Annotated in this window: 12 protein-coding genes; all 12 read left to right on the forward strand. The window is 58.8% G+C overall.

Going from position 1 to position 13,430, the window contains the following annotated elements; genetic code table 11:
• Window positions 1–11 precede the first annotated feature (11 nt).
• The 12 genes from rapZ (at window position 12) to DW892_RS04735 (ending at window position 13,392) form a co-directional block, all read left to right on the forward strand.
• On the forward strand, window positions 12–932 hold the full coding sequence (gene rapZ / locus DW892_RS04680) for an RNase adapter RapZ (RefSeq protein ID WP_022094878.1): 921 nt from the start codon (window positions 12–14) through the stop codon (window positions 930–932).
• A gap of 6 nt (window positions 933–938) precedes the next feature.
• Entirely contained in the window at window positions 939–1,868 is a 930-nt protein-coding gene (whiA, locus tag DW892_RS04685; protein WP_117766051.1) for a DNA-binding protein WhiA, read from the forward strand.
• A gap of 193 nt (window positions 1,869–2,061) precedes the next feature.
• On the forward strand, window positions 2,062–3,087 hold the full coding sequence (gap, locus tag DW892_RS04690; RefSeq protein WP_099431436.1) for a type I glyceraldehyde-3-phosphate dehydrogenase: 1,026 nt from the start codon (window positions 2,062–2,064) through the stop codon (window positions 3,085–3,087).
• A gap of 140 nt (window positions 3,088–3,227) precedes the next feature.
• On the forward strand, window positions 3,228–4,418 hold the full coding sequence (pgk, locus tag DW892_RS04695; RefSeq protein WP_117766053.1) for a phosphoglycerate kinase: 1,191 nt from the start codon (window positions 3,228–3,230) through the stop codon (window positions 4,416–4,418).
• A complete protein-coding gene (gene tpiA, locus DW892_RS04700; RefSeq protein WP_089572945.1) occupies window positions 4,411–5,178 on the forward strand; it encodes a triose-phosphate isomerase in 768 nt (255 codons plus the stop codon). Before pgk ends, tpiA begins: the two co-directional genes overlap by 8 nt.
• A 5-nt stretch (window positions 5,179–5,183) precedes the next feature.
• Window positions 5,184–6,737 carry a 2,3-bisphosphoglycerate-independent phosphoglycerate mutase gene (gene gpmI, locus DW892_RS04705; protein ID WP_117766055.1) on the forward strand — a complete coding sequence of 518 codons (1,554 nt, stop codon included), beginning with the start codon at window positions 5,184–5,186 and terminating at the stop codon, window positions 6,735–6,737.
• A gap of 165 nt (window positions 6,738–6,902) precedes the next feature.
• On the forward strand, window positions 6,903–7,157 hold the full coding sequence (secG, locus tag DW892_RS04710; RefSeq protein WP_006236144.1) for a preprotein translocase subunit SecG: 255 nt from the start codon (window positions 6,903–6,905) through the stop codon (window positions 7,155–7,157).
• A 290-nt stretch (window positions 7,158–7,447) separates the two neighbouring features.
• On the forward strand, window positions 7,448–9,124 hold the full coding sequence (locus tag DW892_RS04715; protein WP_117766057.1) for an ABC transporter substrate-binding protein: 1,677 nt from the start codon (window positions 7,448–7,450) through the stop codon (window positions 9,122–9,124).
• Window positions 9,125–9,281: 157 nt separating this feature from the next.
• Complete coding sequence (locus DW892_RS04720) at window positions 9,282–10,319, forward strand: ABC transporter permease (protein WP_117758574.1); 1,038 nt, start codon at window positions 9,282–9,284, stop codon at window positions 10,317–10,319.
• 14 nt (window positions 10,320–10,333) lie between these two features.
• Complete coding sequence (locus DW892_RS04725; RefSeq protein ID WP_117640785.1) at window positions 10,334–11,269, forward strand: ABC transporter permease; 936 nt, start codon at window positions 10,334–10,336, stop codon at window positions 11,267–11,269.
• A 2-nt stretch (window positions 11,270–11,271) separates the two neighbouring features.
• A complete protein-coding gene (locus tag DW892_RS04730) occupies window positions 11,272–12,363 on the forward strand; it encodes an ABC transporter ATP-binding protein (RefSeq protein WP_117766059.1) in 1,092 nt (363 codons plus the stop codon).
• The gene (locus DW892_RS04735) at window positions 12,364–13,392 is read left to right on the forward strand and encodes an ABC transporter ATP-binding protein (protein ID WP_117766061.1); all 1,029 of its coding nucleotides are present in this window, start codon (window positions 12,364–12,366) and stop codon (window positions 13,390–13,392) included.
• Window positions 13,393–13,430 lie beyond the last annotated feature (38 nt).

Raw genomic sequence — 13,430 nt, forward strand, 5'->3', positions numbered from 1 at the left:
GGAGGCAGCACATGCAAAAGGGAGATGCCATGGATGCGGCGGAGCGCTCGGAGCGCATCCCCGATATCGTCATCATCACCGGAATGTCCGGATCGGGCCGCACACAGGCCATGCACGTGTTCGAGGACATGGGCTATTTTTGCATTGATAACCTGCCTCCGCGTCTCATCGCCCAGCTTGCCGAGCTCGTCGGCATCAATACGGGCGTGGGCAGGCATCTCGCCGTCACCTGCGATTTGCGTAGCCAGGGACTGTTTGACGAGTTGCTCGATGCGGTCGCCGCGCTCGAAGAGCGCGAGATGAGCTGCGACATCGTGTTCCTGGAGGCTTCTGACGAGGTGCTGATTCGTCGCTACAGCGAAAATCGCCGCCGTCATCCCATTGCCAAGCCGGGGGAGACTACGGCCGATGCCATTCAGCGCGAGCGCCTTCAGCTGCAGGGCGTGCGCGATCGAGCCGATATGATTATCGACACGAGTCGTCTGCGCACCTCTGCGCTGCGCAACAAGCTACGTATGGCATTTTCCGAGCTGTCCGACCAACAGCTCATGGACGTCCATGTGTTCTCGTTTGGCTTTAAGCACGGCATGCCCGTCGAGGCGGACATTATGATCGACGTCCGCTTCCTGCCCAATCCGTTTTACGATCCCGAGATGCGCACGATGACCGGTCTCGATAAAAAGGTCTCCGATTTTGTTCTGGACCACCCCAAGACGCAGGAGTTTTGGAAGGCTTGGACACAGCTGCTCGATACGGTGATGCCGGGCTATATCGCGGAGGGCAAGCCGCAGCTTTCTATTGCCATCGGTTGCACGGGCGGTCAACACCGCAGCGTCGCCATTGCCGAGGCCACGGCCCGTTACCTGGAAGGCGCCCAGTATCACGTGAGCATCTCCCACCGCGACCTGTCGCGCGCCAACACGAAGGCATAGGCCTGCATGTCGTTTACCGCTGAGGTGCGCGACGAGCTTGCGCGCTGCGAACCCGAATGTGAATACTGCGATTTGTCGACGCTTGCCGCCCTGACGCGTGTGAGCGGTACGCTTTCGTTGGCCGGCTCCGGGCGGTATCGTTTGACGGTCGCGACCGAGACGGGAGCCGTCGCGCGCACGATGATCACGCTGACGCATCGCATCCTTAAGCTCAAAACGGAATTCACCGTTCGTAAATCGGTCTTGCATAAGGTCCGTAACTATCTCATTACCCTGCCCGATCAACCCGACTTGGACAAGGCTCTGGTGCTGCTGGGCATTCTAGACCGCAGAGGAGGGCTCGTCGCTGGTGTTCCCCGACACATCGTTGCCCGTCCCTGCTGCAGGCTTGCCTACATCCGCGGCGCGCTCATCGCGGGCGGCTTCGTGGCCGATCCACGCGGCGATTTTCATTTGGAGATCGCGGTGCAGGGCGAGCAATATGCCAAGGGGCTTTGCGATCTGTTGGGGCAGATTGGGGTCCATGCTCGTGTTAATGCGCGGCGGGGGTCATATGCCGTGTACATTAAGAGCGCCGAGGAAATCGAGCATTTATTAAAGCTGATTGGTGCCAAGCGCAGCGTTGCCGAGATTGAGGAGGCGCGCGCGGTCAAGTTGGTTAAGAACGATGTGAACCGTCGCGTGAACGCCGAGCTCGCCAACCAGACCAGAAGCGCCGGTGCTGCCCAACATCAGCTTGCGCTTATCGATGAGCTCGAGCAGCGCGGCCTTCGCGATGCGCTTCCGGATGCCTTGGCGGTCTTTTGCGACCTGCGCGAGCGCTATCCCGATCTGTCGCTGCGTGATTTAGGGGAGATGGTTGACCCTCCCTTGTCGAAGTCGGCCCTCTACCATCGAGTTTTGAGGCTTGAAAAGCTCATTGAAGCAAACCGGTAGTTTAAAGTATCGACTTATATACGGATTTAGCTGCTATTTTATTCTTTAAAACGTTTTAACGTAAATTTGATTTTCAATTTCGACTATTCTCGTGAAATTCAAGTCAAAAAAAAGGTATATTAGGCGAGTGGTTAGTTTGTGGGCCTCAACGGCGGGCGCTGTAGCTTGCGGGGGCCTTACGAAAGGAGACACAATGGCAGTAAAGGTTGCTATTAACGGCTTCGGTCGCATCGGTCGTCTGGCTTTCCGTCAGATGTTCGGTCATGAGGGCTCCGAGATCGTCGCTATCAACGACCTCACCTCTCCCGATATGCTCGCTTACCTGCTGAAGTACGACTCCACGCAGGGCAACTACGCTCGCGATCACGAGGTCGTTGCTGGCGAGGATTCCATCACCGTTGACGGCAAGGAGATCAAGATCTACAAGGAGGCCGACGCCAACAACCTGCCTTGGGGCGACCTCGACGTCGACGTCGTTCTCGAGTGCACCGGCTTCTACACCAGCAAGGCTAAGGCTCAGGCCCACATCAACGCTGGCGCCAAGAAGGTCGTCATCTCCGCTCCGGCCGGCAGCGATCTGCCCACCATCGTGTACAACGTCAACCACGAGACGCTGACCGCTGAGGACAACATCATCTCTGCTGCTTCCTGCACCACCAACTGCCTCGCCCCGATGGCCAAGGGTCTGAACGACTTCGCTCCCATCGTGTCCGGCATCATGACCACCATTCACGCCTGGACCGGCGACCAGATGCCGCTCGACGGCCCGCAGCGCAAGGGCAACAAGCGTCGTAGCCGCGCCTGCGCCGTCAACATCGTCCCCAACACCACCGGTGCTGCCAAGGCTATCGGCCTGGTTCTCCCCGAGCTCAACGGTAAGCTCATCGGTGCCGCCCAGCGCGTCCCGACGCCGACCGGCTCCATCACCAACCTCTACGCTGTCGTTGACAAGAAGGTCACCGTCGACGAGGTCAACGCCGCTATGAAGGCCTACGCTTCCACCATCTCCGAGACCTTCGGTTACAACGAGGACGACATCGTCTCCACCGACATCATCGGCGAGACCCACGGCTCCATCTTCGACGCCACTCAGACCATGTGCTCTGACCTCGGCAACGGCCAGACCCTCGTTCAGGTCACCTCTTGGTACGACAACGAGAACTCCTACACCTCTCAGATGGTCCGCACCATCAAGTACTTCGAGAAGTTCGTTGCTTAATTTAGCTTTTAGCGAATAGCTCGTTGAGCGTCTAAAGAAGGGCGCGGCCTCATAGGGCTTACACCCTAGGGTCGCGCCCTTTTTATAGGAAATCGTCTGCCGTAATGGGAGGCAGACACGTACGAAAGGTAGAAGCAAACATGGCCTTTACCAAGAAGACCGTCCGCGACATCGATGTCGACGGCAAGCGCGTTCTCGTCCGCGTTGACTTCAACGTGCCTATCAAGGATGGCGTCGTTGGCGACACCACCCGTATCAAGGCTGCCCTGCCCACCATCAACTACCTCGTTGAGCACAACGCTCGCGTCGTCCTCATGAGCCACCTCGGCCGTCCCGATGGCACCGGCTTCCAGCCCGAGCTCTCCCTTGAGCCTGTCGCCAAGAAGCTCGCTGAGCTCTCTGGTCTCGATGTTGCCTTTGTCGCCGACACCTACGGCGAGAAGGCCGCCGAGGCTGTTGCCTCCGTCGAGCCGGGCAAGGTCCTCGTTCTCGAGAACGTCCGTTTCGACAAGCGTGAGAAGAAGAACGATCCCGAGATCGCCAAGAAGCTCGCTTCCTATGGTGACGTCTTCGTTCTCGATGCTTTCGGCACCGCTCACCGCGCCCAGGGTTCCGTCGTGGGCCCCGCCGCTTACCTGCCTGCCGTCGCCGGCTTCCTGCTCGAGAAGGAGGTCGACACGCTGACCGGCATCTTCGCCGAGCCCGAGCGCCCCTTCGTCGCTATCGTCGGCGGTTCCAAGGTTTCCTCCAAGATCGGCGTTCTCGATCACCTCATCGACTCCGCTGACACCCTGATCATCGGTGGCGGCATGGCCTACACCTTCTTCCTGGCTCAGGGCCTGACCGTCGGTCAGTCCCTCAAGGAAGAGGACTGGGTCGAGCGCGCCGGCGAGATGCTCAAGAAGGCCGAGGAGAAGGGCGTCAAGATCCTGCTCCCCATCGACAACCGCGTTGCCGATCACTTTGGCGAGGACGCTGTCCCCGAGGTTGTCGCTTCCGACGCTATCCCCGACGATCGTGAGGGCATGGACATCGGCCCCAAGACCGAGGAGCTCTACGCCGAGGCTGTCAAGGGCGCCAAGACCGTGTTCTGGAACGGCCCCATGGGCGTCTTCGAGTTCGATAACTTCGCTCACGGCACCCAGGCTATCGCCGAGGCCGTCGCCGAGGCCGACTGCACCTCGATCATCGGCGGTGGCGACTCTGTCGCAGCTGTCAACAAGTTCAACCTGGCCGACAAGATGAGCTGGATCTCCACCGGTGGTGGCGCTTCCATGGAGCTCGTCGAGGGTAAGGCCCTGCCCGGAGTGGAGGCGCTTCTCGATGCCTAATCGCACCCTTCTCATCGCTGGTAACTGGAAGATGAACAACGACGTCGCCGAGGCCGCCAAGCTCGCCGACGAGCTGGCTCAGGCTCTGCCCGAGGTTCCGGCTGGCGTCGAGGTGCTCGTCTGCCCTCCGACCATTGACATCACCACGGTTCATGACCGCATTCAGGCTGCCCCCATCGCCCTCGGTGCACAGAACGTGTACTGGGAGGCCAAGGGTGCCTTCACCGGTGAGTCCTCTTGCGACATGCTCAAGTCCGCTGGCTGCACCTACTGCATCATCGGCCACTCCGAGCGTCGCGACTATTTCCACGAGACCGACGAGGACCAGAACAAGAAGGCCAAGGCCCTCGTTGCCGCCGGTCTTGTTCCCGTCTTCTGCTGCGGCGAGTCCCTCGAGGTCCGCGAGGCTGGCACCTATGTCGAGCACGTCGTGAACCAGGTCAAGGCTGGCCTTGCTGGTCTTGAGATCACCTGCCCCAAGCAGGTCGTCGTCGCCTACGAGCCCATCTGGGCCATCGGCACCGGAAAGACCGCTACCGCTGAGGACGCCCAGGAGGTCTGCGGCGCTATCCGTGAGACCCTCAAGGAGATGTTTGGCGAGGAGCTCGCCGACGGTATCCGCGTCCTGTACGGTGGTTCCGCTAAGCCCGGCAACATTGCCGAGCTCGTCGCCAAGCCCGACGTTGACGGCGCCCTCGTGGGCGGCGCTTCGCTCAAGGCTGCCGACTTCGCCTCTATGGTCGTCAAGGCAGGCGAGTAGGACATATGGCACAGCGTCATCTTCCTGCACTCCTGATCATCATGGATGGCTGCGGCCTTGCTCCGGCTGATGGCGAGAACGCCGTCGCCGCTGCCAAGACGCCCTTCCTTGATAGCCTGTACGAGAAGTATCCTCACACCACGCTCGGTGCTTCGGGCGAGGACGTGGGCCTTCCCGACGGCCAGATGGGCAACTCCGAGGTGGGTCACCTCAACATCGGTGCCGGCCGCATCGTGTTCCAGGAGCTTTCGCGCATCAACAACGCCATCAAGGACGGCTCCATCGCCAAGAACGAGGTCTTCGTCAAGGCTATGGACGACGTCAAGGCCGAAGGCAAGACCCTGCACCTCATGGGCCTTATGAGCCCTGGCGGTGTTCATTCTCACATGAACCACGTCGAGGCTCTGGTCAAGATGGCTGCCCAGCATGGCGTCAAGACCGTTCGCGTCCACGCCTTCATGGATGGCCGCGACGTCGACCCGCAGTCCGGTGCCGGCTACATGAGCGAGTTCTGCGCTTTCCTGGCTAAGATCTCCGAGGAGACCGGTTGCGACGCTCGCGTTGCCACCGTTTCGGGCCGCTATTGGGCCATGGACCGCGACAACCGCTGGGAGCGCATCCAGCGTGCCTACGACGTCATGGTCAACGCGTCCGATGCCGATACCGACCCCGTTGCCGGTATCAAGGCCTACTACGAGAAGGATCCGCGCGGCGACGAGTTCGTCGAGCCCTTCGCTGCCCACAACGAGGGCATCCACGAGGGCGACGCGGCCATCTTCTTCAACTTCCGTCCCGACCGCGCTCGTCAGATGACTCGCGTGTTCACGGACAAGGAGTTCGACGGCTTTGAGCGCGAGCAGATTAAGCTTTCGCACTTTGTGACGATGACCGAGTACGATCCGACGTTTGACGTCGAGGTCGCCTTCCCCAAGACGTTCCCCGAGAACGTTCTGGCCGACGTTATCGCCGCCAATGGCCTGAAGCAGCTGCACACCGCCGAGACCGAGAAGTACGCCCATGTGACGTTCTTCCTCAACGGCGGCATCGAGGAGCCCAAGGAGGGCGAGGAGCGCGTGCTCGTCGCTTCCCCCAAGGTTGCTACCTACGATCTGCAGCCCGAGATGAGCGCTCCCGAGGTTACCGAGAAGCTCGTCGCCGCTATTAACGAGGATCGCGCTGATTTCTACATCGTGAACTTCGCGAACTGCGACATGGTTGGTCACACCGGTGTCTTCGACGCCGCCGTTAAGGCCGTCGAGGCTGTTGACGATGCCCTGTCCAAGGTTGTCCCGGCGATTCTCGCCAAGGGCGGCTTTGCGCTGATTACCGCCGACCATGGCAACGCCGATCACATGTTTGACGTTGCTTCCGACGGTTCCAAGCATCCGTTTACGGCCCATACCACCAACCGCGTGCCGTTCATCATCGTTAATGAGAAGGCACGGCTCACCGGTATCGAGGACGGCCGTCTCTCCGATATCGCTCCGACCATGCTCACCATGGCTGGTATTGAGCCTTCCGCCGAGATGACGGGCCGCGTGCTCGCCACCGAGGCCTAAGTGAAAACTCCAAGCGTTTTCATGCGAGGGGGTTGCCCAAATTCGGGCAACCCCCTTTTTTGATATTTCTGCCATTTCTACCCCGTCCCTAAATGGCAGGTGGGGGAGTGTTGGAGGTTGTGGTACAGTACTGGAGTTTGAATTGTTCTATTAAGGAGCTTATCTATGGGTCCGTTTCAGATTCTTCTGTTTGTCGTTTGGGCTGTTTCTGCCGTGGCGCTGACGATTCTCGTCCTGATGCACTCCGGTAAGGGTACCGGCGTTTCGGATATGATCGCTAGCTCGCTGTATAACTCCAGCTCTGCCACGGGCGTCATGGAGCAGAACCTCGATCGCCTGACGGTAATTATGGCCGTCGTTTTTGCTGTGTGTGTCGTTCTGTGCATGTTCTTCTTCCCGCAGGGCATCGTCGGCTACTAAGCATCGGCGTATATACGTTTGTAAAGGGTCCCGCATGTGCGGGGCCCTTTTTGTTTACAGACTTGTAATAGAGTCAAAATATCCCCACATACTTCGCCTAACTAAAGAAATTCTCGACCGTTAACCGGAATTAGCGCCATATTGTGCATAAAATGCGCTACTGTATTGCGAAACGTTGGTCCGCACTGCATAACCAGCCATAACGGCGGACCGCGTTTGAATGGTTCGATCGGGCTGTCTCGACGTTGCCCGGCCGAATTCACTTTGTCCTATCTCATAAGGAGGATGGCATGGCTGATTCTATGTTCCACCAGCCCGTTATGGGTCGTCGCGCCTTTGTTGGCGGCACCCTCGCTGCGAGCTCCATGGCTTTTCTTGCCGCATGCGGCAAGAAGGGCGGCGACGCTTCCGGATCTGACTCCGGTTCGACGCTGAACTTCTACATCAACAACCCGGTCTGCATCGACCCCTACAACGTCCAGGAGGATCAGGGCACTCAGGTCGAGTACCAGCTCTTCGACGCTCTGACGGAGTACGACCCCGAGAAGGGCGAGATCGTTCCGCTGGCTTGCGAGTCCTTTGAGGCTAACGACGACGCCACCGAGTTCACCTTCAAGATCAAGAAGGCTAAGTTCCACAACGGTGACGACGTTACTTCCAAGTCCTTCAAGCTCGGTTGGGAGCGTCTAGTCAACACCAAGTCGGCCATCGCCACCGAGTATGGTCCTTCCGAGGTCTCCTATCACCTTTCCATGGTTGAGGGCTATGACGATCTGCTTGCCGGCAACGCTACCGAGCTCAGCGGTGTTACTTGCCCCGACGATGAGACCCTCGTCGTCAAGCTGTCTTCCGCTTACGCCGACTTCCCCTTCGTCGCCTCTCACCCGGCTCTGTCCCCGGTTCCCGAGTGCGCCGAGTCCGATGTCAAGAGCTTCTACCTTGCCCCGGTCGGTAACGGCCCGTTCATGATGGACGGTAAGTGGGAGGATGGCCAGGAGATCAACCTCAAGAAGTTTGACGATTACTATGGCGACAAGGCCAAGATCGACGCCATCCACTTCCAGGTCATCAAGGACATGGAGACCGCTTACAAGGAGTTCCAGGCCGGTAACCTCGATGTCTGCGACGTTCCCGTTGCTCAGATCGACGCCGCAAAGAAGGACCGTGGCGAGTCCAAGGACGGCTACACCATGGGTGACGGCGAGCATATGCTGCTCGGTGCCGAGCCTTCCACGTACTATCTGACCTGCAACACCACGGCCGAGCCGTTCAATAACGCCGACCTGCGCAGGGGCATCTCCCTGGCCATCAACCGTGAGGCCATCTGCAAGACCATCTTCAAGGGTACCCGTACCCCCGCTGACGGCATCGTTCCTCCGGGAATCGCCGGCTACAAGGAGGGCGCATGGGAGTTCTGCGCCTATGACGTCGACAAGGCTAACGAGTACCTCGACAAGGTCGCTCCCGCTGGCGCTAACGGCGATCGTGGCATTAATGTGACCCTTTCCTACAACCAGGACGGTGGTCACAAGGAGATCATGGAGTCCATCATCGGCGACCTCGCCAAGGTTGGCGTTACCGCTGTCTCCGATACCCCTGAGTGGTCTGCCCTGCTCGAGCAGTATCAGAACTTCAACTATCAGTTCGGCCGTCTGGGCTGGATCGCCGATTACCCGATCATGGACAACTTCCTGTACCCGCTGTTCCACTCCGACTCCCTCGGTGGCGACAACCGCTCCGGTTACAGCAACCCCGAGTTCGATGCCAAGGTCGACGAGGCCCGCACCACGGTTGATGACGAGGAGCGCATCGCCAAGATGCGGGAGGCCGACGCCATGGTCGCCGCTGACTGCCCGGTTATCCCGGTGATGTTCTACACGCACACCATCGCTGGCTCTGACCGCGTCAAGCATCTCTATGTTGATCCGCAGAAGCACGCCGATCTGGGTACCGCCGAGCTCGCCTAAGGGTTTTGCAGCTTCCGTGAGGGTCAAGTATTTACGTAGACCTCATGGGAAACATACAGTTCTCCCTAACCTGGGGTAAACTGGCTGATGGTAATTTTGGGATGCCGGTCTGGCGATCGGCATCCCAATTAGGTTAATCCCTAGATAGGGGAGTGGTATGGGTAAGTACATCGTTAAACGTGTGCTTCAGTTCATCCCGGTGTTTTTGGGCGTTACGCTGATTCTGTTCGCCCTCCAGAATATCGTGCCGGGAGATCCGATCAAGCTGATCGGTGGAGACAAGGCTCTGTCCCCCGAGGTAGAGCTTCAGCTTCGCGTTCGCTATCACCTGGTCCAGACGGACGAGGACGGCAACGCGATCCTTGACGAGAACGGCGACCCCGTTCAAACGTCGCTCGTGGACCGTTACTTGTATTACATGAACGGCCTGCTTCATGGCGATCTGGGCAATTCGTACCAGCGCAAGCTGCCGGTTACGGAAATCTTTGCCCAGAAGTATCCGTATACGGTCAAACTTGCCGCGTGCGCTATCGTGCTCGAGGCAATCATGGGTATCGGTGCGGGTATCATTTCGGCGGTCAAGCGTTATTCCTTCTGGGATATTTTGGTAACGCTCACCACGTCGATTCTCGTTGCCGTCCCGGCCTTCTGGCTCGGTATGTTGCTGCAGCTGTTCTTTGGCGTCATTCTCAAGGACGCCACGGGCGGTGCATTCTCCATGCCGATCTCGGGTGCCGGCGGTTCCAGCTCTCAGTATCAGGATTGGATGCACTATGTGCTTCCGACCATTACGCTGGCTTCGGTTTCGACCGCTTATGCCGCCCGCATTATGCGCTCGCAGCTGCTTGACGTCATGAACCAGGATTACATCCGTACGGCAAAGGCCAAGGGTCTCTCCAATCGCGCGATCATTATCAAGCATGCGCTTAAGAATGCACTCATCCCCGTCGTTACCTATATTGGTGTCGACTTCGGCGGCATGCTTTCGGGCGCCATCCTGACCGAGACGGTCTTTAACTGGCCCGGCATCGGCTTCGAGGTCTACCGCGCCATTAGCATGCGCGACTGGCCCATCGTTATGGGCGGCGTTACGCTCATTGTTGTCGTCGTTATGGTGATCAACCTGCTCGTCGACATTAGCTATGCATTCCTCGACCCGCGCATCCGCCTTGGCGGTCCGTCGGATAAGGCCTAAGGGAGGTACGTCTCATGCAGGAAACTGATTCTCAGTCTCAGGAGCAGGCTACCGCCACCAAGGCCGCATCTGCTCCCGCCAAGTCCCGCACGCTGTGGGGCGATGCTTTTAAGCGTCTTCGTAAGAACAAGCTCGCCGTTATCGGTGTCTGCTGGATCATCATCGTTGTTGTGGTCGCCCTGACCGCCGATCTGTGGGCTAAGCCCTGGCTCGGCTCTCCTACGGCTTCTGACTCGACCACCATGGCCGAGACTTCGCTGCTGGCTCCGTGTGCCGAGCACCCGTTTGGCACCGACTCTCTTGGTCGTGACATTCTCGTCCGTGTTATCTACGGTGCACGCGTTTCGCTTTCCGTCGGTATTATGGCCACCGCCATCTCTACGGTGATCGGTCTGGTCATGGGCGCCCTGGCCGGTTTCTATGGCGGCATCTGGGATACGATCATCATGCGCTGTGCGGACATCTTCCTGGCGTTCCCGTACGTGCTGTTCGTTGTTGCCATGATTGCCGTTATCGGTCGTGGTCTTCAGAATGTCTTCATCGCCATCGGTATTCTCGGCTGGCCCTCGATTGCCCGTGTCTTCCGATCTGCGATCCTAACGGTCAAAGAGAACGACTATGTTGACGCCGCTCGCGCCATGGGTGCATCCGATGCCCGCATCGTAATGCGCCATATTTTCCCGAACTCCGTTGCTTCCATCGTGGTCTACGCGACCATGAACATCGGTGGCGCCATTCTGACCGAGTCCGCTCTGTCCTTCCTCGGCATGGGCGTTATTCCGCCTACGCCTTCGTGGGGCTCCATGATTCAGGACGGTCAGCAGTATCTTCTGACTGCTCCCTGGATGATGATCATGCCCGGTTTGGCAATTCTCTCGACGGTGCTCGCCTTCACCCTGCTGGGTGACGGTCTGCGCGACGCCCTCGACGTCAAGATGAAGGACGCATAAGGATGAAGAAGAACAAGAACTATGTGGACCTGAAGGACCAGCCGGTTCCCGAGGGCCAGCATCTGCTCGAGGTCGATGACCTTAAGATGTATTTCCACACCGAGGATGGCGTTGTTCGCGCTGTCGATGGCGTGTCCTACACGCTCGATCGCGGTGAGACCCTGGGTGTCGTCGGTGAGTCCGGCTCTGGTAAGTCCGTGACCGCCATGACCATCATGGGCCTCATCTCGATGCCTCCGGGAAAGATTGAGGGCGGCGACGTTCGCTACCGCGGTCGTTCGATCCTCGAGATGACCGAGGAAGAAATGCAGCATATTCGCGGCAACGATATCGCGATGATCTTCCAGGATCCTATGACCTCCCTGAACCCGGTCTATAAGATCGGCAAGCAGGTGGGCGAGGGACTTCGTCTGCACCGTGGCTACTCCAAGCAGGAGGCGCTCAAGCGAGCCACCGAGCTTTTGGACCTCGTTGGCATTCCCGAGCCCGAGAAGCGCGTCAACGAGTATCCGCACCAGTTCTCTGGTGGCATGCGTCAGCGCGTCATGATTGCCATGGCGCTTGCCTGCGATCCCGATATCCTGATTGCCGATGAGCCCACGACTGCTCTGGACGTTACCATCCAGGCTCAGATTATCGAGCTCATGCAGGAGATGCAGCAGAAGAACGGCAACGCCATTATCATGATTACCCATGACTTGGGCGTCGTCGCCGATATGGCCGATAAGATCATGGTTATGTACGCCGGCCGTCCCGTCGAGTTCGGTACTGCTGAGGAAATCTTCTACGAGAGCCGCCATCCCTACACCTGGGGTCTTATTCGTTCCATTCCGGAGCAGGCCATCGAGGAGAAGAAGCCTCTTACGCCGATTCACGGCAACCCGCCTTCGCTCATGAACTTGCCTGAGGGCTGCGTCTTCTCTCCTCGTTGCCCCTATGCGACGGACAAGTGCCGCAAGCAGCGCCCCGAGCGCGTTGTTACCGAGTCTGGCCATTACTCTGCGTGCCACTACTCCGGTGACCCCGAGTTCCTCAAGAACGCTCCTGAGACGTCCCGTACGCGCAAGGATTCCAAGAAGGGAGGCGAGGCGTAAATGGCAGACAATAATGAGCGTACTCCGCTGCTGAAGGTTGAGCACCTCTCTAAGGAGTTCCCTGCAGAGTCCGGCATGTTCGCCAAGCGTTTTTCCAAGCGTGTCGTCTCTGCTGTGAATGACATTTCGTTCGAGATTTATCCGGGCGAGACCTTTGGCCTGGTCGGCGAGTCTGGTTGCGGTAAGTCCACCACGGGTCGCACCATCATGCGTCTGACCAAGCCGACTGCCGGTAAGGTGTTCTTCCAGGGCAAAGATGTTGCCGAGATGAGCAAGCACGAGATCAAGGATATGCGTCGTGAGATGCAGTTTATCTTCCAGGATCCTTATGCATCGCTGAACCCTCGTATGACCATCGGCGAGATCGTCTCCGAGCCCATGACCATTCACGGCGTGGGTACCAAGGAAGAGCGTATCGAGCGTGTCCGCGAGCTTCTCGACGTCGTCGGACTGAACCCCGAGCACATCAACCGCTATCCGCACGAGTTCTCGGGCGGCCAGCGCCAGCGTGTCGGCATTGCCCGCGCCTTTGCGCTCAAGCCCAAGCTGATTATCTGCGATGAGCCCGTCTCTGCGCTTGACGTATCCATTCAGGCCCAGGTTCTGAACCTTCTTAAGGAGCTCCAGGACAAGTTCGGTACGGCTTATCTCTTCATTGCTCACGACCTCTCTGTCGTGCAGCACATTTCTGATCGCGTTGCCGTTATGTATCTGGGCAAGATGGTCGAGGTTTCGGACTGGAAGACGCTCTACAGTGAGCCGCACCACCCGTACACGCAGTCGCTGCTGTCTGCCGTGCCGGTGCCCGATCCGGATATCCAGAAGACCCGCAAGCGCATCATTCTCGCTGGCGATCCGCCGTCGCCGCTGGATCCGCCGACCGGTTGCCGTTTCCACACGCGCTGCCCGATCGCGCAGGGCATCTGCTCCGAGAAGCTTCCCGAGTTTAAGGAAGTCGCACCGGGTCCCTGCTGCGCCTGCCACTTCGCCGAGCCGTTCCCGATCAAGGAATCGCACATCGACCTGTAGTCGGTGTTCTCGTTCGGGCCCGCCCTGGTGTTGCTTTT

Origin of the sequence: Collinsella sp. AM40-7AC, from assembly GCF_003468125.1 — a bacterium.
Lineage (GTDB): Bacteria > Actinomycetota > Coriobacteriia > Coriobacteriales > Coriobacteriaceae > Collinsella > Collinsella aerofaciens_O.

Coding starts and splice junctions, on each gene's coding strand:
- rapZ (WP_022094878.1), top strand. CDS start 12: ATGCAAAAGGGAGATGCCATGGATGCGGCGGAGCGCTCGGAGCGCATC.
- whiA (WP_117766051.1), top strand. CDS start 939: ATGTCGTTTACCGCTGAGGTGCGCGACGAGCTTGCGCGCTGCGAACCC.
- gap (WP_099431436.1), top strand. CDS start 2,062: ATGGCAGTAAAGGTTGCTATTAACGGCTTCGGTCGCATCGGTCGTCTG.
- pgk (WP_117766053.1), top strand. CDS start 3,228: ATGGCCTTTACCAAGAAGACCGTCCGCGACATCGATGTCGACGGCAAG.
- tpiA (WP_089572945.1), top strand. CDS start 4,411: ATGCCTAATCGCACCCTTCTCATCGCTGGTAACTGGAAGATGAACAAC.
- gpmI (WP_117766055.1), top strand. CDS start 5,184: ATGGCACAGCGTCATCTTCCTGCACTCCTGATCATCATGGATGGCTGC.
- secG (WP_006236144.1), top strand. CDS start 6,903: ATGGGTCCGTTTCAGATTCTTCTGTTTGTCGTTTGGGCTGTTTCTGCC.
- DW892_RS04715 (WP_117766057.1), top strand. CDS start 7,448: ATGGCTGATTCTATGTTCCACCAGCCCGTTATGGGTCGTCGCGCCTTT.
- DW892_RS04720 (WP_117758574.1), top strand. CDS start 9,282: ATGGGTAAGTACATCGTTAAACGTGTGCTTCAGTTCATCCCGGTGTTT.
- DW892_RS04725 (WP_117640785.1), top strand. CDS start 10,334: ATGCAGGAAACTGATTCTCAGTCTCAGGAGCAGGCTACCGCCACCAAG.
- DW892_RS04730 (WP_117766059.1), top strand. CDS start 11,272: ATGAAGAAGAACAAGAACTATGTGGACCTGAAGGACCAGCCGGTTCCC.
- DW892_RS04735 (WP_117766061.1), top strand. CDS start 12,364: ATGGCAGACAATAATGAGCGTACTCCGCTGCTGAAGGTTGAGCACCTC.